Source organism: Veillonella parvula, assembly GCF_945949885.1.
Taxonomy (GTDB): Bacteria; Bacillota; Negativicutes; order Veillonellales; family Veillonellaceae; genus Veillonella; species Veillonella parvula_B.
The window spans coordinates 42,553-64,446 of record NZ_CAMFFZ010000004.1 but is presented as its reverse complement, the minus strand read 5'-3'; the positions used below and the strand labels follow the sequence as shown (position 1 = coordinate 64,446).

General features: G+C 38.7%; 19 protein-coding genes and 1 tRNA gene. 18 read left to right on the top strand and 2 right to left on the bottom strand.

Annotation, left to right across the window (positions count from 1 at the left end; all coding sequences use genetic code 11):
- The first annotated feature begins 11 nt into the window (after positions 1-11).
- Positions 12-2,390, top strand: a complete 2,379-nt coding sequence (locus tag Q7O55_RS02405; protein ID WP_303928020.1) for an endonuclease MutS2 — start codon at positions 12-14, stop codon at positions 2,388-2,390.
- A gap of 162 nt (positions 2,391-2,552) precedes the next feature.
- Here Q7O55_RS02405 and Q7O55_RS02400 read toward each other — a convergent pair whose 3' ends face one another.
- Complete coding sequence (locus Q7O55_RS02400; RefSeq protein ID WP_303928018.1) at positions 2,553-4,643, bottom strand: transglycosylase domain-containing protein; 2,091 nt, start codon at positions 4,641-4,643, stop codon at positions 2,553-2,555.
- Between the two features lie 157 nt (positions 4,644-4,800).
- Between Q7O55_RS02400 and tyrS the strand changes: the two genes are divergently transcribed.
- The 6 genes from tyrS (at position 4,801) to Q7O55_RS02370 (ending at position 11,886) form a co-directional block, all read left to right on the top strand.
- Positions 4,801-6,009, top strand: a complete 1,209-nt coding sequence (gene tyrS / locus Q7O55_RS02395) for a tyrosine--tRNA ligase (RefSeq protein ID WP_303928016.1) — start codon at positions 4,801-4,803, stop codon at positions 6,007-6,009.
- Positions 6,010-6,239: 230 nt separating this feature from the next.
- Positions 6,240-6,881, top strand: coding sequence for a CoA pyrophosphatase (locus Q7O55_RS02390; RefSeq protein WP_303928015.1), 642 nt, complete (start codon positions 6,240-6,242; stop codon positions 6,879-6,881).
- A gap of 77 nt (positions 6,882-6,958) precedes the next feature.
- Entirely contained in the window at positions 6,959-9,328 is a 2,370-nt protein-coding gene (gene ppsA / locus Q7O55_RS02385; protein WP_303928013.1) for a phosphoenolpyruvate synthase, read from the top strand.
- Between the two features lie 110 nt (positions 9,329-9,438).
- Positions 9,439-10,068 carry a helix-turn-helix transcriptional regulator gene (locus tag Q7O55_RS02380; RefSeq protein ID WP_239649290.1) on the top strand — a complete coding sequence of 210 codons (630 nt, stop codon included), beginning with the start codon at positions 9,439-9,441 and terminating at the stop codon, positions 10,066-10,068.
- Positions 10,069-10,078: 10 nt separating this feature from the next.
- Complete coding sequence (locus Q7O55_RS02375) at positions 10,079-10,900, top strand: pyruvate, water dikinase regulatory protein (protein ID WP_303928011.1); 822 nt, start codon at positions 10,079-10,081, stop codon at positions 10,898-10,900.
- On the top strand, positions 10,897-11,886 hold the full coding sequence (locus Q7O55_RS02370; protein ID WP_303928009.1) for a deoxyguanosinetriphosphate triphosphohydrolase: 990 nt from the start codon (positions 10,897-10,899) through the stop codon (positions 11,884-11,886). The genes Q7O55_RS02375 and Q7O55_RS02370 overlap by 4 nt, the downstream gene beginning before the upstream one ends.
- Before the next feature lie 85 nt (positions 11,887-11,971).
- On the opposite strand, the gene rpmB is transcribed toward Q7O55_RS02370, so the two are convergent.
- A complete protein-coding gene (gene rpmB / locus Q7O55_RS02365) occupies positions 11,972-12,160 on the bottom strand; it encodes a 50S ribosomal protein L28 (RefSeq protein ID WP_005386334.1) in 189 nt (62 codons plus the stop codon).
- Between the two features lie 223 nt (positions 12,161-12,383).
- Between rpmB and recG the strand changes: the two genes are divergently transcribed.
- From recG to acpS, 11 genes are all read left to right on the top strand, one after another.
- On the top strand, positions 12,384-14,426 hold the full coding sequence (gene recG, locus Q7O55_RS02360) for an ATP-dependent DNA helicase RecG (protein ID WP_303928008.1): 2,043 nt from the start codon (positions 12,384-12,386) through the stop codon (positions 14,424-14,426).
- A 133-nt stretch (positions 14,427-14,559) separates the two neighbouring features.
- On the top strand, positions 14,560-14,745 hold the full coding sequence (locus tag Q7O55_RS02355) for a 4-oxalocrotonate tautomerase (RefSeq protein WP_004696087.1): 186 nt from the start codon (positions 14,560-14,562) through the stop codon (positions 14,743-14,745).
- A gap of 76 nt (positions 14,746-14,821) precedes the next feature.
- Positions 14,822-16,276, top strand: coding sequence for an IMP dehydrogenase (gene guaB / locus Q7O55_RS02350; RefSeq protein ID WP_303928006.1), 1,455 nt, complete (start codon positions 14,822-14,824; stop codon positions 16,274-16,276).
- A 15-nt stretch (positions 16,277-16,291) separates the two neighbouring features.
- Entirely contained in the window at positions 16,292-17,014 is a 723-nt protein-coding gene (locus Q7O55_RS02345; protein WP_303928005.1) for a WecB/TagA/CpsF family glycosyltransferase, read from the top strand.
- 14 nt (positions 17,015-17,028) lie between these two features.
- Complete coding sequence (locus tag Q7O55_RS02340) at positions 17,029-17,670, top strand: phosphatidylserine decarboxylase family protein (RefSeq protein WP_302498075.1); 642 nt, start codon at positions 17,029-17,031, stop codon at positions 17,668-17,670.
- Positions 17,663-18,334: a CDP-diacylglycerol--serine O-phosphatidyltransferase gene (gene pssA, locus Q7O55_RS02335; RefSeq protein WP_303928001.1), complete on the top strand. Its 672-nt coding sequence runs from the start codon at positions 17,663-17,665 to the stop codon at positions 18,332-18,334. Before Q7O55_RS02340 ends, pssA begins: the two co-directional genes overlap by 8 nt.
- Positions 18,335-18,353: 19 nt before the next feature.
- Positions 18,354-19,616, top strand: coding sequence for a glycosyltransferase family 2 protein (locus Q7O55_RS02330; RefSeq protein WP_303927999.1), 1,263 nt, complete (start codon positions 18,354-18,356; stop codon positions 19,614-19,616).
- 17 nt (positions 19,617-19,633) lie between these two features.
- The gene (surE, locus tag Q7O55_RS02325) at positions 19,634-20,395 is read left to right on the top strand and encodes a 5'/3'-nucleotidase SurE (RefSeq protein ID WP_287529075.1); all 762 of its coding nucleotides are present in this window, start codon (positions 19,634-19,636) and stop codon (positions 20,393-20,395) included.
- A 54-nt stretch (positions 20,396-20,449) separates the two neighbouring features.
- Positions 20,450-20,533, top strand: a tRNA-Leu gene (locus Q7O55_RS02320).
- 94 nt (positions 20,534-20,627) lie between these two features.
- Complete coding sequence (locus Q7O55_RS02315; RefSeq protein WP_303927996.1) at positions 20,628-21,419, top strand: hypothetical protein; 792 nt, start codon at positions 20,628-20,630, stop codon at positions 21,417-21,419.
- Positions 21,420-21,521: 102 nt separating this feature from the next.
- Positions 21,522-21,893 carry a holo-ACP synthase gene (acpS, locus tag Q7O55_RS02310; RefSeq protein WP_295815222.1) on the top strand — a complete coding sequence of 124 codons (372 nt, stop codon included), beginning with the start codon at positions 21,522-21,524 and terminating at the stop codon, positions 21,891-21,893.
- Position 21,894 lies beyond the last annotated feature (1 nt).

Here is a 21,894-nt window from a genome sequence, read left to right as displayed (position 1 = left end):
GAGGTAGTACATTGTTTAACGAAGATGTATTAGACTTTCATCATATAAAAGAACAATTACAACAGCATTGTAGCTCTGCTATTGCAAAAGAATTGGCTATGAATATTGAGCCAATGATTGATGCAAAACAGATTCAAGAGAATCTTGATGAAACGGCAGAGGCAATGCGATCATTGCAAACAGAGGTAGAACAACCGCTAGGTGGAACACGAGATATTCGTGAGTCCTGTAAAAAGAGTCGTAAAGATTTCGTTCTCACTCGAGAAGCCTTATGGGATATTTATCTGACCATTGATGCTTATAAACGGATGACTAAGTTCTTTAGAACGAAATATATGGAATATCCGTTGCTATCCTTATGGGTACAGGATATGCCAAATACAGATCGCATTGAAAACCGTTTTAAACGGGTCTTTGATGATAAAGGGGAATTACTAGATACAGCATCTCCTAAGTTGGCGAGCCTTCGAAATACAATTATTAAAACTCGGGAAAAGATTAAAAATGATATTCAAGCGATCTTACACGACAAGGATAATCAAAAATATTTCCAAGAAACCATCATTACACAGCGTAACAATCGATACGTAATCCCTGTAAAACAGGAATATCGTCAATATTTTGACGGCCTCATCCACGATCGTTCTGCAACGGGTCAAACTCTCTACATTGAACCGATGCATTTGGTGAATCTAAATAATGAACTACAAGAGGCTTTAATTGGTGAAGAGCAAGAGGTCTTGCGTATTTATCGTGAATTATCGGCTCTTGTAAAACAACATAGTAATGCTTTGATGGATGCTTGTGAAAAGGTATCCCATATCGAATTTGTATATGGTAAGGCGAGCCTTGCTATTTCTTATAAGGGTGTGCCAGCTATCTTGAGTACTGATAGAACAGTAAATCTCATGAGAGCGCGTCATCCATTAATTTCACCGAATGTGGTGGTGCCTACGAATATTTTATTAGGCACATCATATCGTATTTTATTAATTACTGGTTCTAATACAGGTGGTAAAACAGTATCCCTTAAAACATTAGGTCTATTGAGTTTAATGAACCAATGTGGTTTATTTATCCCTGCAGATCACGGTTCCATGTTGCCAGTATTCCATAATATCTTTGCTGATATTGGGGATGAGCAAAGTATTGAGGCAAGCCTCAGTACGTTCTCCGCTCACATGACACAAGTGATTTCCATTATTAAACATTGTGGGTCTAATGACTTGGTATTGCTCGATGAACTTGGCTCCGGTACTGATCCAGAGGAAGGTAGTGCATTAGCTGTATCTATTTTGGAATTCTTCCGTAAAAAGGGTGCTCTTATGATGGTAAGTACCCACTATAATGAGCTTAAAAATTATGCGTACCATACGGAAGGTATTGAAAATGGTCACGTAGAGTTTGATGAACGCACTTTGAAACCTACGTATCGATTACATATCGGTGTAGCCGGTAGTAGCCATGCATTGAGCATTGCTGCTCGTTTAGGATTGCCTAAGGATATCGTAACTCGTGCGGCAGAATACAAATCTCAATTTGGTAGCCACGAAATGGAAGAGGTTCTTTTAGATTTAAATGAACAACTTCGAAAAGCGTCTGAGCGAGAAAGAGCACTAAAGAAAGAGCTCGATGAAACACGTCGCATGCGTGGACAACTAGAGAAGGAAAAGAAACAGTTTAACGAAAAACGTAAACAAATCTTAGCCAAAGCTCAGGCTGATGCAGAATCCATGAAACGAAGTTTACGCGTTGAAGGGGAAGCGATTATCAAGCAATTGAAAGCGCAATTTTCTGAAACAAATAAGGATAGGCGTCAATCGGCTATTAATGCAGCACGTAAGGGAATTTCTAGTGTTCATGTACCAGAAACTCCAGTGGATGATGAGCGTAAGTCGTTAACTGCAGATGCTATTAAGGTTGGCCAAGCTGTTTATGTTACATCCTTGCGTTCGTTAGGTACTGTGTTATCTATCAATGGTAATCGTGTGAATGTTGATATTAATGGGCTAACAGCCACCGTTAAGGTTAGCGAATTACAATCTACTACATGTGAAGAAGGCAACAAACTCGCACGTGAACAAAAAGCAGTTATGCCTAAAACAAGAAAACGTATGGGTGGATCGGCAGTACAACGTCAAAAAGAAGTCCGTACGGAAATTAATATTCTTGGTCAAACAGTAGATGAAGCGACCGTTTCTGTAGGTAGATTCATTGACCAAGCTTTGCTTGGTGGTGTTAATCAAGTGCGTATTATTCATGGTAAGGGTACAGGTGCATTACGTGAAGGCGTTCACCAATATTTACGTACCTTGCCTCATGTAGCGCACTTTGAAACAGCCGGTTATGATGAAGGTGGTGCAGGGGCTACGAATGTAGTTCTAAAATAAAAATATAATCTTCAGAAAATTGTATATGGAAATAAAAGGGTACATATCAATCAGCTCTTATGGCTTGCTACCTTTTTTATAGAGATAATATTTAGATAGTAAATATGTATAAAAAGAAAGGGCGGAACACTGAGTTCCGCCCTTTTAGAAACTACTGTTGAATTAGCGTTCCTTTTTAGACTTTTTATTTTTCGATGAATTTGATTTTTGCTCTGTGACCTCTTCTTTTTGAGGCTTGTCATTACTTTTGATTTTTTCATCTGTTGCTTTGCCTGTATCATCTTTCTTATCTGCTTTTTCGTCCTTTTTATCTTCTTTTTTAGGTTGTGCCTTTGCAGGATTGACGTAACCTTCAGAGATTGCTGCTTGTGCGCTAGCTGGGACAGGGAAGTCAGAGGCCGGAGTATTGGCAAGAGCATTGGACATGAATTGACCCCACATAACAGCAGGTGTACTACCACCCGTAATACCGTGTAATGTTTCGGTGCCGTAGTCATCACCAATCCAAACAGCAGCTACTAAATCTGGAGTGTAACCTATGAACCAAGCATCTTTGGAGTCATCAGTAGTACCTGTTTTACCTGCTGCAGGACGACCGATGGCTGCATTACCGCCAGTACCACCATTTATAACAGATTCTAGCATATTAGTCATGATGGCCGCATCTTTTTCATCAATAACGCGTTTTTCTTGGATAGAATTTTCTTCTACAACTTGGCCGTTGCGATCTACAATTTTAAGGATGGCTGTAGGTTGAACCTTGATACCGCCATTAGCAAGTACACCGTAAGCCTGTACCATATCAAGAGGTGTAACACCATGAGTTAAACCGCCAAGTGCTGTCGATAAGTTGTAATCTTGATCAGTTAGAGTAGAGATACCCATTTCTTTAGCAAGATTGATAACTTTAGTCATACCTACTTCATCGGCAACTTTTACAGCTGCTACATTGCGAGAATGTTGTAATGCGTAGCGGTATGTAATATTACCTTCGTAGTCGTTTTCATAGTTTTTAGGACTCCAATTACCGAAGGTAACAGGACTGTCCTCAACTATAGAACCAGGAGTTTTACCTGATTGAATAGCTGCTAAATAAACGAAAGGTTTCATAGTGGAACCAGGTTGACGTTCTGCTTGTGTAGCGCGGTTGAAAGCGTCATCACCGCGACCACCGACCATGGCTACAATGTAACCATTGTGAGGGTTCATAGCTACTATAGCACCTTGTGGTTGAGATAATCCATTTTTATCAGTGTAGTAATTAGGCAAATTTTGCATTGCTGCAACAGCAGCATTTTGTGCATCCATATCGAGAGTAGTATAGATTTTTAACCCATCTTTATAGATGGCATCATCGCCGTACTTTTCAGAAATCTGAGAAATAACATAGTTAATGAAGTAAGATGCATTAGATTTCTCATGAGCTTGTTCTTGTTTAGCTATTAAACCTAAATCTGCTTGACGAGCTTCGTCAGCTTGCTCTTGTGTAATATAACCATATTTTACCATTTGGCCTAATACGACAGCTTGACGTTTTTTACTAGCCTCTAAATCATTGAATGGGGAGTAATAGTTAGGGCTTTGTGGTAAACCAGCAATGAGCGCCGCTTGTGCAAGTGTTAACTCACTAGCATCCTTACCAAAATATACATGAGATGCAGATTGTACACCGTAAGCACCTTGACCAAAGTAGATTTGGTTCATATACATTTCAAGGATTTCATCCTTGGTGTAATGTTGTTCAATTTTAAGCGCTAATAATGCTTCGGAAATTTTACGTTTTAATGTTCTATCTTGGGATAAGAATGCATTACGAGCTAATTGTTGAGTAATTGTAGAACCACCTTCAGATACACCGCTATGTACAATGTTTACCCATACAGCACGTAAAATACCAATTGGGTCAATACCATGATGCGTATAGAAACGGGAATCTTCTGTAGCTACAAAGGCATTCTGTAAATCTTTTGGTACATCTTTTAGAGGTACTGGCAATCTATTTTCTGTGGAGTGAACCGTAGTAATGAGATTGCCGTGCACGTCATAAATTTGAGACGATGCAGAAGGGCGTACATTGGATACATCCGGTAGATTTGATAATGTGGCACTTATGAAACCACAGCCACCACCGGCTACGATGAGGATAAAGAGAAGTGTACAAATCCAAAATAGACGCTTAGGATTTGTTTTCTTCGGCGTAGAACCATTACCATTTGAGCGGCGATTGGCTCTCGTATTTGAGTTACTACTCATAGAGTCACCTCTTTTTTCTTTTAGTAAATATAACGTAAATTCTATTACGCAGTTATAAATATTATATCATAAATGGTTTAAATCCAATACTATATATAATTGTGAAAGTTTTTAGATAATGGTATACTAAAACAATAGTATTTCTAGGAGGATTATCATGATTAGTGCTCAAGAACAAGTGCGCCAAATTAAACATGGTGTAGCGGATTTAATTAACGAACAAGATCTTGTAAAAAAAATAGAGAAATCCATTAAGGAAAATAAACCACTAGTTGTAAAACTAGGTTTGGATCCAACGGCTCCAGACATTCATTTGGGACATACTGTTCCTCTTCGTAAGCTACGTTTATTCCAAGAATTTGGTCATCAAGTAGTGATCGTTATCGGTGGCTTTACTGCTCGTATTGGTGATCCTACTGGTAAAAGTGTTACTCGTCCACCATTAACAAAAGAAGAAGTATTGAAAAATGCTGAAACTTATAAAACACAAATCTTCAAGGTATTAGATCCTGAAAAAACAATTGTTCGTGACAATAGCGAATGGTTAGAATCTATGAATTTTGCTGACGTACTTCGTTTGGCTAGTTCCTATACAGTTGCACGTATGATGGAACGCGATGATTTCAGCAAACGCTTTAAAGAAGGTCGTCCTATTGGCGTGCATGAGTTCATGTACCCATTGATGCAAGGTCAAGATTCCGTAGCATTACATGCTGACGTTGAATTTGGTGGTACAGACCAAACTTTTAACTTGTTAATGGGTCGTCATTTACAAGAATTGGAAGGTCAAGAGTCACAAGTTGTTATTACAATGCCATTGCTTGAAGGTCTTGATGGCGTTCAAAAAATGAGTAAATCTTTAGGTAACTACATCGGTATTGATGAAGAACCTAAAGAAATGTATGGTAAAGCGATGTCCATTCCTGATGAATTGATGATGCGTTACTTCATGCTCGTTACAGATATGTCTATCGAAGAGCAAGAGGATATGGCAAAACGTCTTGAATCCGGGGAGTTACATCCTCGTGATGCTAAAATGCAATTGGCTCGTACCATCGTTCGCTTATATCATGGTGAAGAGGAGGCTCTCGAAGCGGAAGAAGAATTTAAACGCGTGTTCCAACAACGTGCTATGCCTACAGACATTCCTGAGTATGCTATGGATGTGCCAACAGAAGCAATCTTTGTACCACAATTCTGTACAGATGCTGGCTTAACTGCATCTAATGGTGAAGCACGTCGCTCCATTAAAGCAGGTGCTTTCAAAGTAAATGGCGAAAAATATAGCGAAGAAAACATTACTCTTGAAGACGGCATGATCCTTCAAGTCGGTAAACGCAAATTCCTAAAAATTAAATTTAACTAATATAAAACTGTGATGAGGTACAGAAACCTTGTCACAGTTTTTTCTATCTTTAAGATATTTATTTATCATATTTTACTATTTATGAATCAAAGCATTGGACTTACAAGTTAATGTATAATGAAAGTAAATATAAAATTTGAATTTGAAACATTAAACTTTAATTCATATACCATTTAAAGCTAAATAGTGTTTGTAAACGGATCATATTAACTTGTAAGAGGTCATATAATATGGACAAAAAATTAACTAACTTTCTAGAGCAGCGGGAACATACTGTTCTTACCGATATTGATGTTATCACTGCGGCAGTAGCCGTGCCTCTATTAAAAATCGATGGAGAAGATCATGTGGTGTTTACCGTGCGTAGCAATACATTGCGACGTCAACCAGGTGAAATCAGTTTCCCTGGCGGGCACTGTGAACCTAATGATAAAAGTGGTGCTCATGCAGCCATGCGTGAATGCTCTGAGGAACTGGGTATAGATTTAGATCAAATTGAACTGCTAGGCAATTTAGACTGTCTAGTATCCGCCATAGGTGTAAAACTATATGCCGTAGCAGTGCGACTACATACAAGTGATTTAAAACCAAATTCCGATGAAGTAGGAGAGGTATTTACAGTTCCCTTACAATATCTACTAGACATGGAACCAACCGTAGGTCACTTAGACATAGCTACAAGACCGTTGCGTGATTTTCCGTTTCATCTCCTGGAAGGCTACAATATCGATTGGAAAATCAGACAAAACTATTCCGTCTATTTCTATCCCTATAAACAATACACCATATGGGGACTTACGGGGCGAGTACTAAAGAACTTTTTAGATATATATAGGGATGTTTATTTGCATATTAATGCTCATATAAATTGACAGATTTTAAATTAAGGTATACTATTTATGTGTAAAAGGTTTAATGTGTTGCACTAATTAATCTAGGAGGTTCTCACATGAATCGCGAAACAGCATACGTACTTTGGTTTGATGAATTACAACGTGAAGATGTTAATTTAGTAGGTGGTAAGTCTTCTTCTTTAGGAGAATTGACATCCTCCACTAATGTACCTGTACCTTATGGCTTTGCAACAACTGCTCACGGTTATCGTGAGTTTATGAAAGCTACAGGTTTAGAAGATAAAATCCGCGCTAAACTTGATGCGTTAGATGATGTAGAAAATTCTGCATTATTGCGCGAAGTATGTGCTAAGATTCGCCACATGATTTGCGAAGAAGAAATGCCTAAAGATTTGGCAGATGCTATCCGTCATGCTTATGAAGAACTTGGTAAAAAAGTAAACGAAAAGGATCCTTTCGTAGCTGTTCGTTCTAGTGCAACAGCCGAAGATTTACCAGATGCAAGCTTTGCAGGCCAACAAGATACGTATTTAAATGTTCGCGGTGCTGATGTTATCATCGAAAAAGTAAAAGAATGTTACGCATCTACTTTCACAGACCGTGCAACATACTACCGTGTAAAACAAGGCTTCGATCATATGACAGTAGCATTGAGTGCTGCAGTTCAAATGATGGTATTTTCTAAAGCAGCTGGTGTAATGTTTACTGTTGATCTTGTAACGGGCAATGATAACAATATTCTTATTGAAGGCTCTTGGGGTCTTGGTGAATATGTTGTACAAGGTACGGTTACACCAGATAATTTCCGTGTGGATAAAGAAAAGATGGAAATTACGGACCGTATGATTAACGATAAACATGTCCGCCTTGTTCGTAAAGCCGATGGTGACTGCGTTGAAGAAGTGGTTCCAGCCGACGAAGCAAAAAAACAAGTTATTACAGATTCTCAAGTTTTGGAGCTTGCTGAATATGCAAAAGCAATTGAAAAACATTATGGCTGCTACATGGATATGGAATGGGGCGTAGATGAACGCAATGACAAGATTTGGATTTTGCAAGCTCGTCCAGAAACAGTTTGGTCTCGCAAAGAAAAATCAGAAACATCCAAAAAAACTAGCACATTAGATGCAGGTAATCGCGATATTATTGTAAAAGGTTTGCCGGCTTCCCCTGGTAATGCAGTTGGTAAAGCTCATGTTATCATCAATCCTGAGGATATCGATGAGTTCAAAGAAGGGGAAATTCTTGTAACTGCGATGACTGCGCCTGACTGGGTGCCAGCCATGAAAAAAGCAAAAGCTATCGTTACTGATGCTGGCGGTATGACTTGTCATGCGTCCATCGTTAGCCGTGAGCTTGGCATTCCTTGTATCGTAGGTACTAAGAGTCGCAGTCATGAAGCGACTACATCTATTAAAGATGGTCAAATGATTACCGTTGATGCTACAAATGGTATCGTATACGATGGTGTATTAGAAGATATCGTTAAAAAGCCTGAAGCTCAAGCTTCTACAGGTGTAGCAGCTGAATATGTACCTGTAACAGGCACTAAAATTTACATGAACCTAGGCGATCCTGACTTGGCTCAAAAATATGGCGTATTACCATGTGATGGCATCGGTCTCATGCGTGAAGAGTTTATTTGGACTACCTTCATCCATGAACATCCATTACACCTTATCGAAACAGGTCGCAGTGACTTTGCTGTAAATACATTGGCAGAAGGTATGCGTAAAGTCTGTCAAGCGTTAGCGCCTCGCCAAGTAGTAGTTCGTTTGAGCGACTTCAAATCTAGTGAATACCGTGACCTTAAAGGTGGTGATAAATATGAACCACATGAGTCCAGTGCATTACTTGGCTGGCGTGGTGCTTCCCGTTACTATGACCCTAAATATACACCTGCTTTCAAATTAGAATTAGAAGCAATCAAAAAAGTACGCAATGAATTTGGTTTCAAAAACTTGCAAGTTATGATTCCATTCTGCCGTACTGTGGAAGAAGCTGAATTGGTGACTAATTTAATGGCGCAAGAAGGTCTTGCACGTAGCAAAGACTTTAAAGTATGGCTCATGGCGGAGATTCCATCTAACATTATCTTGGCTGATCAATTTAATAAATACGTAGATGGTTATTCTATCGGTTCTAACGACTTGACTATGCTTGTACTTGGTTGTGACCGCGATAACGAAACAGTTCAACATATCTATGATGAACGTAATCTAGCAGTTCGCAGAGCAATTCGTCACCTCATTGAGGTGGCCCATAAAGATGGTAAAACTGTATCCATCTGTGGTCAAGCGCCAAGCGTATATCCTGAACTTTGCGAATTCCTTGTGAAGAGCGGTATCGACTCCATTTCTGTTAACCCAGATGCAGTAGTTAATACTAAGAAAATGGTGGCTCAATTTGAACAACGAATTATGCTTGATGCTATGACTGGTCGTGGTCGTCAAGAATCTGACTAACTAACTTGGTAACAATATAGTTATAGTGAAAGAGGAGGCCTGTGGGTCTCCTCTTTTTCTGAATGGTAACTTACGATATAATACAAACAGAGATGAAAGGGGGTTACCGTGTGAAACTGTCGAAACGACAAGAACAAATTGCTCAAATCGTTCGCGAAGAAGGTCCTGTAACAGGTAGTGCCATTGCTGAACATTTAGAGGTCACAAGATCTGCGCTGCGCTCAGATTTATCTGTATTGACCATGTTAGGTGTGTTAGATGCACGTCCAAACGTAGGCTATTACTATGTAGGACTTTCAAAGGAAACACAGACGGCTGAGCGATTAAAGTCATTTCTGGTAAGTGATGTATTATCTCAAGCAGTCGTGGTTAATGGGGATACGAGTTTGTATGATACAATTGTCACATTATTTACAGAGGATGTAGGTACCATATTAGTTTGTGATGGCTCATACCTAATGGGTGTGGTATCTCGAAAAGATTTATTACGCGCCTCTATGGGACAAACAGATTCGCATACCATGCCTATATCCATGATTATGACCCCTGTAAGCAAGGTTATAGCGGTGGAGCCTACCGATACTTTGGTAGAGGCTGCACAGAAAATGATAGATTATGAAGTAGATTGTTTACCTGTCGTCGTTCGTGAGGATGTAGGTAACAAGAAACGCTTAAAGGTTGTGGGCCGTGTATCAAAAACGACGGTAGCAAAAGTATTTTTAGAATGTAGCATACACTGAGGTTGATAGAATGGCAGAAAAAATTATTTATGCAATATCGGATTCCCTGGGGGAAACTGCTGAGGCTGTAGCGAGAGCTACGGCGAGTCAATATGATAAGGAGCAAATTGAAATTGTCCGTGTTCCCTATATTGATAGTGAAAACCAAATTGATGAGGTTATAGACGACGCAAAACGTGGGAATCATGTTATTTGCCATACCATTGTGTCTGCGTCTTTACGTAAGTATTTGCATGAGAAGGTGGCTGAATATAATATTCCGGCTGTGGATATCATGGGGCCTGTTCTCGATGCAGTTGGTACTATTGCAACTACTAAACCGCGCATGACGGCAGGTATGGTTCATAAGCTCGACCAAGAGTATTTTAAAAAGGTTGAAGCTATTGAGTTTGCCGTGAAATATGATGATGGTAAAAATCCATCTGGTTTTGAAAAGGCCGATATAGTTATTATTGGTGTATCTAGAACTAGTAAGACACCATTGTCCATGTTCTTGGCATACAAAAAGATTAAAGCCGCAAATTTGCCACTAGTGCCAGAGGTACCGTTGCCAGAGGAATTATTCAAAATTCCGGCAAAAAAAATCGTGGGCCTTATTATAGATCCATACAAATTAAATAATATTCGAAGTGAACGTTTACGCGCTATCGGTCTTGAAGACGAAGCAAATTATGCATCTATTGAGCGTATTCAATCTGAATTGGATTATGCAAAGGCTATCATGCGTCGTTTGCACTGCCAAATGTTAGATGTTTCTAATAAATCCATTGAAGAAACAGCTTCCCTTGTCATGCAATTGATTGATAAAAATCGCGCGTTGGAGGGTAAATGAATATACGTGAACAAATAGAGGAGAGGGAGGCTTTGCTTCTGTCTCCCTATGCAGCTAAAAGCCGCGATGCAATCCGTGATATAGAAGAAGAGCCTGATCCACTTAGAACTGCGTTCCAACGCGATCGGGACCGCATTATTCACAGTAAATGTTTTAGACGATTAAAGCATAAGACACAGGTATATATTGCGCCAGGTGACCATTATCGGACACGCATGACCCATACCCTTGAGGTAGGTCAAATTGGTCGTACTGTGGCTCGTGCTTTACGTTTGAATGAGGATCTTGTGGAAGCTATTGCCATGGGCCATGATGTGGGGCATACACCATTTGGTCATGTAGGCGAATATGCATTGCGAGATATGGTGGGGCACTTCAATCATAATGAGCAAAGTTTGCGCATGGTTGAGGTGTTAGAAAGACATGGTAATCACCAAGGGCTCAATTTAACCACGGCTGTTCGAGATGGCATCGTAGGTCACACAGGGGCTACAATTCCTGTGACCTTAGAAGGTCAGATTATTCGTATTGTAGACCGCATTGCGTATTTGTGTCATGATTTTGATGATGCCCAACGGGCAGGTATGTTGACGGCAGAGGAGTTACCTTTTGAAGTACGCGAGCATTTTGGTATGACTCCATCTAGTATGATTACTGCAATGGTTGAGGATATGGTACGCGAATCCTTGGATAAGCCAGCTATATCCATGTCTGCTGATGTGGAAATGACGATGAATCTATTCCGTCAATTTATGTTTAAACATGTTTATTTGGCACCAGCTTTAATTCCGGATCGCAAAAAGGCATCCCATGTTGTAAAAAATTTATTCACTCACTTCATGGAGTACCCAGATGATATGGAAGGTTGTGAAACTGGAAAAGAGTTTTATTCTACGTTTGATGTAGTAGATTATGTGGCAGGCTTAACAGATCAATATGCTATTAAGCTATTTAAACAATACTATATTCCAAATATTACATTATAAATAACAAAAAAAGCAGTTAGTTCAATTTGAACTAACTGCTTTTTTTGGGGCTCTAGAACCCCAAAGAGTACATGTACTTTTTATTTTACGCGCGTGTAATTTTATTAGAACGAAGGCAACGAGTGCATACGTTTACTTTTTTAGTAGCACCGTCTACAACCGCCCGTACTCTTTGAATGTTCGGTTTCCAAGTTTTTCTTGTGCGAATGTGAGAATGACTCACGTTCATACCGCTAGATGTGGATTTACCACATACTTCGCAAAGGTTTGCCATAGTTTCCACCTCCAAGCTTAATCTATAACATAACAAAAGTATATTATCATAAAGAATAGCTTAAAGCAAGTATTTTTGTCGTACATATTGCTCTTTTTATGAAATATACTACAATATAAGGTATACTATATATCATATTCTAAGATATGAAAGGGCTTTTGCACAAGGATATACAGAAATTGGATATATCTCATGTGTTTATCGTATATTTAAAGGAGTTTTTATGGATGAACGATTGACGACTATAAAGGGAATTGGTCCTGGTCGCGAGAAACAATTGCATAAGTTGGGAATTACCAATGTTACATCCTTATTGACTTACTTCCCTAGAACCTATGAAGATCGCCGTACGATGTATAGAATTGGTGATTTAAAATCAGGTATGACAGGCGGTGTGGTAGGTACTGTTATTGCCGTACAAGAAAAGCGACCTCGTCCTCGATTGTCTATTTTAGAGGTCGTCATTGCAGATGGCACAGGCCCATTGAAGATTGTTTTGTTTAATCAAGGGTATAGAAAGAACTTTTACAAAAAGGGGCAGCGTCTATATGTGTATGGTAAAGCTGAGTTTCAATATGGTTCAATGCAAATGAATACACCACAAATGGAAAATTTAGGAGAAGGTGGTGAACCAGATCGAGGTATCGTTCCTATTTACGCGCTTGCTGATGGAATATCTCAATTTGTGATACGATCATCTGTACGCAATTGGTTTGCAGCTAATCATGAGTTACCAGAGATTTTACCTGTGGAGGTTCGTGAAAGTCATTATTATATGAGTCGATATGATGCTTTTAAGATGATGCATTTCCCAGACTCCTCAGAGCACTACGAAGAGGCTCGTCATCAATTGGCCTATGAAGAGTTGTTCGTCATGCAAGCTGGCTTAGCTTTGTTGCGAAATAAAGAGCAATGCCACAGAGGTCCTAAAATGGGACCAAACGGGGAACTAATGGCTCAGTGTGTAGAGAATTTACCGTTCTCCTTAACAGGTGATCAACAACGAGCATTAGAAGATATTTGTATCGATATGGAAGACGAACGACCTATGCAAAGGTTGTTGCAAGGTGATGTAGGCTCTGGTAAAACCGTTGTGGCGACCTTGAGTTTGTTAAAAGCCATCGAAAATGGGTACCAGGGGGCAATTATGGCGCCTACGGAGATTTTAGCGACTCAACATTACGAAGGGATACGAACTGTATGTGCTAATTTAGGTATTACTATAGAACTATTAACTGGATCTTCCACGAAAAAGGAAAAAGAACGCATCTATGAAGGCTTAGCTGATGGAACAATTCATATGATTATTGGCACTCATGCTCTTATCCAAGAGGGGGTTAATTTCCATAATCTAGGCCTTGTTATCATCGATGAGCAACATCGTTTCGGTGTAGAACAACGGGCAAGATTGCAACAGAAGGGAACATATCCTCATGTACTTATCATGACGGCTACACCAATCCCTCGTACTATGACATTATCCGTATATGGTGATTTGGCAGTATCCTTAATAAAAGAAATGCCACCAGGGCGAAAACCTGTTAAAACATATGCTGTAGATAGTTCTTATAAAGATAGATTACGCACTTTCTTCGGCAAGGAAATGGCAGAGGGGCGTCAGGTCTACGTGGTGTGCCCCCTTGTAGAAGAATCCGAAAAATTAGACTTACAAGCCGCCGAGGAATTGTATCTAGAATTAAAAGAATACTTTTATAAGGCCTATGAAGTGGGTCTCGTTCACGGTCGTATGAAGCCGAGTGAAAAAGATGAAGTGATGAATGCCTTTCATAAGGGTAAAATTTCATTACTTGTTTCTACAACAGTTATCGAAGTTGGTGTTAATGTGCCAAATGCGACCATTATGTGCGTTGAAGGGGCAGAGCGATTTGGTCTGTCTCAGCTACATCAGTTGCGGGGCCGTGTAGGTCGTGGCGCTCATCAGTCCTATTGTATTCTTGTTAGTGATTCTAAAAATGATGTAAGTCAAGAGCGTTTAAAGCTGATGGAACAAATCCAGGATGGATTTGAGCTTGCAGAGCAAGATTTATTGCTTCGCGGTTCAGGTCAATTGTTTGGATTAGCTCAATCAGGACTACCTGATTTGCGTGTTGCTAATATCATCAAAGATATTGAGATTCTAGTAGAGGCTCGTAAAGATGTGCTGGAATTTGTAAGTCGGTTCGGAATAGAAAGATTACAAATTGTCATGAAAGTAGAATTAGAAAAAAGATTTGGTGAAAAATTTCTAAGAATATTGTATAATTAAGAGGTAGGATTAATAAGTATATAAGCATCGATAATATTAGATTTTATCTGGCTTTTTTCCTTGTCTATATGTTTTTCATACCGTATAATAGAACAAACAATTTATTTTATTTTTTTCATCTATGGAGGTTAATATGCCAATTATTCATGTAGAGCTTGTAGAAGGGCGCACAAAAGAACAAAAGAAACAATTAGGTGAAGCAATCACAAAAGCTGCGGTTGATATCGTAAATGTTCCTGCTGATGCAGTAAAAGTTATCTTCGTAGATATGAAAAAAGATGATTATATGGAAGGCGGCATTTTGCGGTCTGAACGCTAAGGCTACGACTGACCGCCTAGTCCATAGGGACTAGGCGGGTCGTAGTTTTGTTTTATTATACGGAAAGGAAAGAAATATGAGAGACGATAAATTCGGTATGCGTGGACTAACTTTTGATGATGTATTATTAATACCAGCAGCTTCTGATATACTGCCTAATCAAGTAGAGTTAAAAACTCAATTAACTCGTGACATTATATTAAATATTCCTATGATTAGTTCTGGGATGGATACGGTTACCGAATCACGGATGGCGATTGCTATGGCTCGTGAAGGAGGTCTTGGCGTTATCCACAAAAATATGTCTATTGAAGAGCAAGCTCATGAAGTTGACAAGGTAAAACGCTCTGAACATGGTGTTATCGTTGATCCTATTTTCTTAAGTCCTCAAAATTTACTATCTGATGCAGCAGAAATTATGGAAAAATATAAAATTTCTGGTGTACCTATCACAGAACATGGTAAACTAGTAGGGATCATTACAAATCGCGATATGCGTTTTGAAACTGATTTAAGCCGACAAATCGGGGAATGCATGACAAAAGATTCCCTTGTTACTGCACCGGAAGGTACATCTCTTGAAGCGGCTAAAGCTATCTTAAGTGAACATCGTATTGAAAAATTACCTCTTGTAGATGGCGATGGTAACTTAAAAGGCTTAATTACGATTAAAGATATTGAAAAAGCGACCAAGTATCCAAATGCAGCAAAGGATGGTAGTGGCCGATTATTAGTTGGTGCCGCAGTAGGTGTTTCTCAAGATTTGTATGATAGACTTGATGCTCTTGTATCTGCTAAAGCTGACGTAATTATTGTTGATACTGCCCATGGGCATTCTGCAGGTGTTCTTCGTACGTTGAAGGATATTAAACAAGCGTATCCTCACATTCCTGTAATTGCAGGTAATGTGGCAACTGCAGCAGGCACTGAGGCTCTTATCGAAGCTGGTGCCGATGCGGTTAAGGTTGGTATTGGACCTGGTTCTATTTGTACAACTCGTGTCATTGCTGGTATTGGGGTACCTCAAATTACGGCAGTCTATGAGTCTGCCCAAGTAGGTCGTCGCTATGGAGTTCCTATCATCGCTGATGGGGGGATCAAATATTCTGGTGATATTGCTAAAGCTATTGCGGCTGGTGCTAATGTAGTTATGATGGGCAATATTTTAGCCGGCACTGATGAAAGCCCTGGAGAAACAGTAATCTATCAAGGCCGTTCTTATAAAGTATACCGTGGCATGGGTAGTTTAGGGGCTATGAAACTTGGTAGTAAAGATCGATATTTCCAAACAGAAGCTAAGAAATTAGTTCCTGAAGGTATAGAAGGTCGAGTGCCATATAAAGGTATGTTGGCCGATACAATTTTCCAAATGGTTGGTGGTTTGCGTGCAAGTATGGGGTATTGCGGATGTCATAACATCCAAGAAATGATTGAAAACACTCAATTCATTCAAATTACAGCGGCTGGTTTGAAAGAAAGTCATCCGCATGATGTAAGCATTACCGTTGAAGCACCAAATTATAGTGGTTGATAATGGAGTATTACATTGAATAAACGTATTTCTGTTTTATCTGTGCCTATCGATTGTGTCACAATGGATGAGGCAGTCCAACGTATTTTACAATTAACTGAACAGCCGGGGCTACATTTAGTAGCAACGGCTAATGCAGAAATGGTTATGTTGGCTAATGAAAATCCTACATTGCACTACATATTGAATAATGCTAGTCTCGTCGTTCCCGATGGGGCTGGCATTTTATGGGCTGCAGAGCGTCAAGGAGAACATGTGCCTGAACGCGTAACAGGTGTAGACGTAACTAAGGAATTGTTCAAAGTTGCGGCGACTCATCAAATTCCTGTATACTGCTTGGGGGCGGCACCTGGTGTTGCTCAACGAGCGATTGATAATGTATCTGCTCAGGTAGGTGCGTTAAATATAGCAGGAATTCATGACGGATTCTTTGATAGTGCAGAGGAACAAGAAATCATTAAAGCTATAGCTGAATCTAAAGCAAAATTGGTATTTGTTGCTTTAGGTGTACCAAAGCAAGAACAATGGATTGCAGAAAAGTTGAGTCACCTTGATGGCGTTGTAGCTATCGGTATTGGTGGTTCTTTTGATGTCTTGGCAGGTAATATTCCTCGGGCCCCAGAATGGATGCAACGAAATCGACTTGAATGGTTGTATCGATTATATTTAGAACCTCAACGGATTGGCCGTATGTTGGCTATTCCAAAGTTTATGTGGACCGTTATTAGAAATAAATAGAGGAGTGTTGAATTGTGCCTACAGGACCAATAATTAAGGAAGGGTTTCCTCTGATAGGAGCTATGCTCATTATCACTGTGGTGTTAGGATATTTAGGACATTATGTAATTGCGATTATTTCATTTATTCTGGCATTATTTTTCGTCAATTTCTTTAGAAATCCTAAACGTGTAATCCCTCAAGATCCAGATTTGATTTTATCTCCGGCGGACGGTAAAATCATGGATATTTCTGATGTATACGAAGATATTTACTTACACAAAGAATGTAAAAAAGTAACTATTTTCTTATCTGTTTTTGATGTGCATGCTAATCGTGCACCTATTGCTGGTAAAATTACATATCGTCACTATACGATGGGTAGTTTCCTACCCGCTTTCAAAGATGATGTAGGTTTTGAAAATGAACGTCATACTATTTGTATTGAAAATGATCGTACTTCCGTATTAGTAACGCAAATTGCGGGTCTTTTAGCAAGACGTATCGTATCTTGGACAGACCTAGATAGTGTACTTGAACGCGGTCAGTTGTACGGAATGATTAAGTTCGGTTCCTGTACTGAGCTCTATATGGATAAGGATGTAGAGCTGTTCGTGGAAAAAGGTCAACATATTACAGGCGGTGACACTATTATCGGGAGGTTACGACATGAATAAATCTATTATCCCAAATTTATTTACTAGTGCAAATTTAGCATTTGGTGTTCTTGGTATTACGTTGTCTGCTACCAATAATACATTTTGTGCAGCTATATGTATATTATTGTCTCTAGTAGCAGATGGATTGGATGGTCGCGTTGCAAGAGCTTTAGACGTTGCAGGACCAATGGGCCGGGAACTTGATTCGCTGTCTGATGTAGTGGGATTTGGTGTAGCGCCTGCCTATATGCTTTATATGAAAGAATTATATGGCTTAGGATGGATTGCATATGTGCCACTATTAGCTTTTGCAGTGCTTGGTGCATTTCGTTTAGCGCGATTTAATATTAAAACTGACGAAGTTCATGGCTATTTTGAAGGTTTGCCAATTCCAGCCGCTGGGTGTTTAGCAGCGACATACGTGTTGTGTGGCGTATCGGTACCTCAATTTGTATTGGTAGTTTGTATGATTGGTATAGGTCTCCTTATGGTTAGTGAAGTTAAATATCCCGATTTTAAAGGTAAAAGTGAGATTTATATCAATAAACTTTCTATTGTACTTACAGCCATATTTGTTGTAGCTTGCCTCGTGTATGATTGGCATACCTGGGCCGTTATGATTTTTGCTGGCTATGTAATGTTTGGGCTTATTAACGGGGCTTTAAATATAGTGCGTAAATAGATGTGTGGAGGAGAATAGTATGAATTACCTACTGGATCTATTACTGATTCCTATGCAGGTAATAATCGTAATTTATACGGTTTATTATTTTATACTCGCTATCGTAGGTATGTGGCGATCGCGAGTACATAAAAATTATACCCCTAAAAATTCCTTTGCCATCGTTGTATGCGCTCATAATGAGGAAGCTGTTGTTGGTGAGTTAGTTAAAAACTTACGTGGCCTAGACTATCCAGATGATCTATATGATATTTTTGTAGTTGCCGATAACTGTACAGATAAGACTGCGGAAGTAGCAAGTGCTGCTGGCGCTAATGTACATGTACGTGAAAATAAACAAGAAATAGGCAAAGGTTATGCCATGGGGTGGATGTTTGATCGGGTAGAACAAATGGATCGGAAATATGATGCATTCCTAATTTTTGATGCCGATAATTTAGTACACCCTCAATTTATGTTAGAAATGAATGATCATCTTGAAAAAGGTGAGTCTGTAATTCAAGGTTACTTGAACTCTAAAAATCCAACTGACTCTTGGGTTGCAGGTACGTTCTCCATCGCCTTTTGGATGGTTAACCATATGTGGCATTTAGCAAAATATCGTCTTGGTTTATCTACGGCCTTAGGTGGTACAGGTATGTGTATTCGTACATCTATTATTCGCGAATACGGTTGGGATTGCAATAGCTTAACCGAAGATATGGAATTTTCCATGAAGCTATTAACTCATGGTATCCGTACTTGTTGGGGGCATGATGCTATCGTATACGATGAAAAGGTTACAACTATGATGGCTTCTTGCAGACAACGTTTACGGTGGGCTCAGGGGCAATTTGACTGTGCGGGTCGATATATTCCTAAATTATTTGCTATTGGTATCAAAACAGGGAATATTATGATTTTGGATGGTATCTTCCAAGTGAGTCAACCTTATTTCTTGTTGTTAACAACTATATATTTGGTACTGTCTTACATCAATGCGTATACTCCAATCTATACAAATATTTTGTATCAAATTATGCCTATGTCTGTGTGGACAATTATAGGTGTGGGGCAATACTTATTCCCGTTAATCGTATTATTGAAAATCAAGGTACCACCAAAGATTTGGTTCTATTATTTACTATATCCATTATTCGTATATTCTTGGATTCCAGTAAATATCCTAGGTTGGTTCCGCCGTCATAATAAGGTATGGTCTCATACAGTTCATACGAGAGCCGTGGGATTAGATGATGTTAAATTAACACGTATGGGCAATATGAATAAGAATGAAAAATAGAATCTATAGGAGTGACTATGCATATTTTAATGTGTAATGACGATGGTATTTTAGCAGATGGTTTACGTCATCTTGCATCGTATTTAAGTCAATATTATAGAATTACCGTTGTAGCACCTGCTAATGAGCAAAGTGCTAAATCCCATGCATTGACGACCGAGGTTCCATTGAAACTAGATGCTTACAATGGCGAGGATGAAAATCCTCGCCTTTATGCTCTAACGGGAACGCCGTCCGATTGCATGAAGTTCGGTCTTAGTTATTTATTGACTGATGATATGCCAGATCTTGTAATTTCTGGCATTAATCACGGGTTTAATTTAGGCTCTGATGTATTGTATTCCGGCACTGTTTCGGCAGCTATGGAAAGTTGTTTCTATGGTATTCCTGGTTTAGCATTATCTGTTGAGAGATATTCTGTTGAACGGGGAAATGAAATACATCCATTTATACATGAATTGATTGAGAAAATTTATGTGGCGGGTCAGTTTAGTGGTTTGCTAAATGTGAACTTTCCATTACGTGGTGCATGTGATTGGGACCATTTTAAAATGGTGAGCCAAGGTTTACAAACCTATAGTAATATTATCGAAGCTCGCATCAATTCAAGAGGACAGGATTATTATTGGTTAGCTGGTGAGCTAGACTATGGTGCTGAAAGTGTTCCTACCGATGTAGAATTTGCCCGTAAAGGCTATATTACAGGTGTCGCACTTACATGGAAACAACAATGTGATACAGATATGAAAACGGTTCAAAATATTTTAGATGAAATATAAAAAATATGTTGACATTGCTTAGGGATGTCTGTATAATAACAAATGTTCCGATACGCCGGAGTGGCGGAATGGCAGACGCACTTGACTCAAAATCAAGCGGGTAATACCGTGTGGGTTCAAGTCCCACCTCCGGCACCAACATTAGGCGGTAAGACTTTTGTCTTACCGCCTATTTTTATATTTATGAATTTATATACCGTAATATACATTATTAATTTCATGAGGTGACAGTATGGATCAAGGTGTAATTGATTATATTACAAATATCTTTGATATTCCTAAACTTACTCAACAGGTTAGCGCTGTACAGATGCCATTGCCATTATCTCGCTTGGCAGAAATACCATTAGATGGATCTGTAAATCAGTGTCAAGGATTTTGTTATAATTCTAAAAAAGACGTTTTTGTTTTAGCTTGTATTAATTCAGATAATACGAAGCAAATTATTTATGAAATTAACCCTAAAACCTTTACTGTTGTTGCGAAATATGAGTATAGTCATAAAAGTTTATTAGGTCATATGAATACCTTAACTTATAATTCTGTCAATAATCGTTACTATACAACAAATGCTGTTGTAGATGGATATAACATTACTCCTATTGAAGCGGATAGCATGATTGTTGAAGCGCCTATTAAACTAAAAGAGAAAGTTTTTAATTTTGCATATGATAAAGTACGCGATGAATATGTATCAATTGTGCCTTTAACAAACTCTGAACGGACAATTAATTATTACGACTCTAATTTTAATCGTATTCGTTCTTATAAAATTGATGCTAATCATACAAACTTAAATAATAACGGTGCTTATGCAACTAATGGAAATACTTTATTTACAACTTTGACAACCTTTGTATACGTCGATGAAGAGGGAGTTGTTAAAAATATTAGCCCTTATGCTTCTGGAATTGAAGTAGAAGACATGGATTGTCGAAATGGTCAAATGTATATGGCGGTTAATCGTAAAGGTAAAGTTGAAATTTATAGTTTGTCTAGCTTACCATTTTCGGTAAATGTCTAGATATTACTTATGTCTAGATATTACTTATGTCTAGATATTACTTATGTTTTTATCACCTTTATGAGTGTATAATAATAGTGTTAGGGTATTTTAGGAGCTATTATGAAATTAGGGAATGATATTATAGAGATTGATCGTATCCGTCAAGCTATAGAGAAATCAAGTTCATTTAAAGAGCGTATTTATACGATTCATGAGATTGAATATTGTAAAAGTCGGAATAAAGGGTGTTACGAATCCTTTGCAGGTATATATGCTGCAAAAGAGGCTTTTATTAAAGCTTTAGGCACAGGAATGAGACATGGATCATGGCAAGATATAGAAATTTATCATAACGAATGGGGAGGGCCTTTAATTCGTTTACAAGATACTTTCAAAGATATTTACGAAACATCAGGCTATACTGATATTCATGTGTCTATTAGTCATTGCAAGGATTATGCAATGAGTACAGTCATACTTGAAGGAGCATAAG

Excerpts from the sequence above, each read along its gene's own strand:
- Q7O55_RS02400 (WP_303928018.1), bottom strand. The coding sequence starts at position 4,643 with ATGAGTAGTAACTCAAATACGAGAGCCAATCGCCGCTCAAATGGTAAT.
- tyrS (WP_303928016.1), top strand. The coding sequence starts at position 4,801 with ATGATTAGTGCTCAAGAACAAGTGCGCCAAATTAAACATGGTGTAGCG.
- Q7O55_RS02390 (WP_303928015.1), top strand. The coding sequence starts at position 6,240 with ATGGACAAAAAATTAACTAACTTTCTAGAGCAGCGGGAACATACTGTT.
- ppsA (WP_303928013.1), top strand. The coding sequence starts at position 6,959 with ATGAATCGCGAAACAGCATACGTACTTTGGTTTGATGAATTACAACGT.
- Q7O55_RS02375 (WP_303928011.1), top strand. The coding sequence starts at position 10,079 with ATGGCAGAAAAAATTATTTATGCAATATCGGATTCCCTGGGGGAAACT.
- Q7O55_RS02370 (WP_303928009.1), top strand. The coding sequence starts at position 10,897 with ATGAATATACGTGAACAAATAGAGGAGAGGGAGGCTTTGCTTCTGTCT.
- rpmB (WP_005386334.1), bottom strand. The coding sequence starts at position 12,160 with ATGGCAAACCTTTGCGAAGTATGTGGTAAATCCACATCTAGCGGTATG.
- recG (WP_303928008.1), top strand. The coding sequence starts at position 12,384 with ATGGATGAACGATTGACGACTATAAAGGGAATTGGTCCTGGTCGCGAG.
- Q7O55_RS02355 (WP_004696087.1), top strand. The coding sequence starts at position 14,560 with ATGCCAATTATTCATGTAGAGCTTGTAGAAGGGCGCACAAAAGAACAA.
- guaB (WP_303928006.1), top strand. The coding sequence starts at position 14,822 with ATGAGAGACGATAAATTCGGTATGCGTGGACTAACTTTTGATGATGTA.
- pssA (WP_303928001.1), top strand. The coding sequence starts at position 17,663 with ATGAATAAATCTATTATCCCAAATTTATTTACTAGTGCAAATTTAGCA.
- Q7O55_RS02330 (WP_303927999.1), top strand. The coding sequence starts at position 18,354 with ATGAATTACCTACTGGATCTATTACTGATTCCTATGCAGGTAATAATC.
- surE (WP_287529075.1), top strand. The coding sequence starts at position 19,634 with ATGCATATTTTAATGTGTAATGACGATGGTATTTTAGCAGATGGTTTA.
- Q7O55_RS02315 (WP_303927996.1), top strand. The coding sequence starts at position 20,628 with ATGGATCAAGGTGTAATTGATTATATTACAAATATCTTTGATATTCCT.
- acpS (WP_295815222.1), top strand. The coding sequence starts at position 21,522 with ATGAAATTAGGGAATGATATTATAGAGATTGATCGTATCCGTCAAGCT.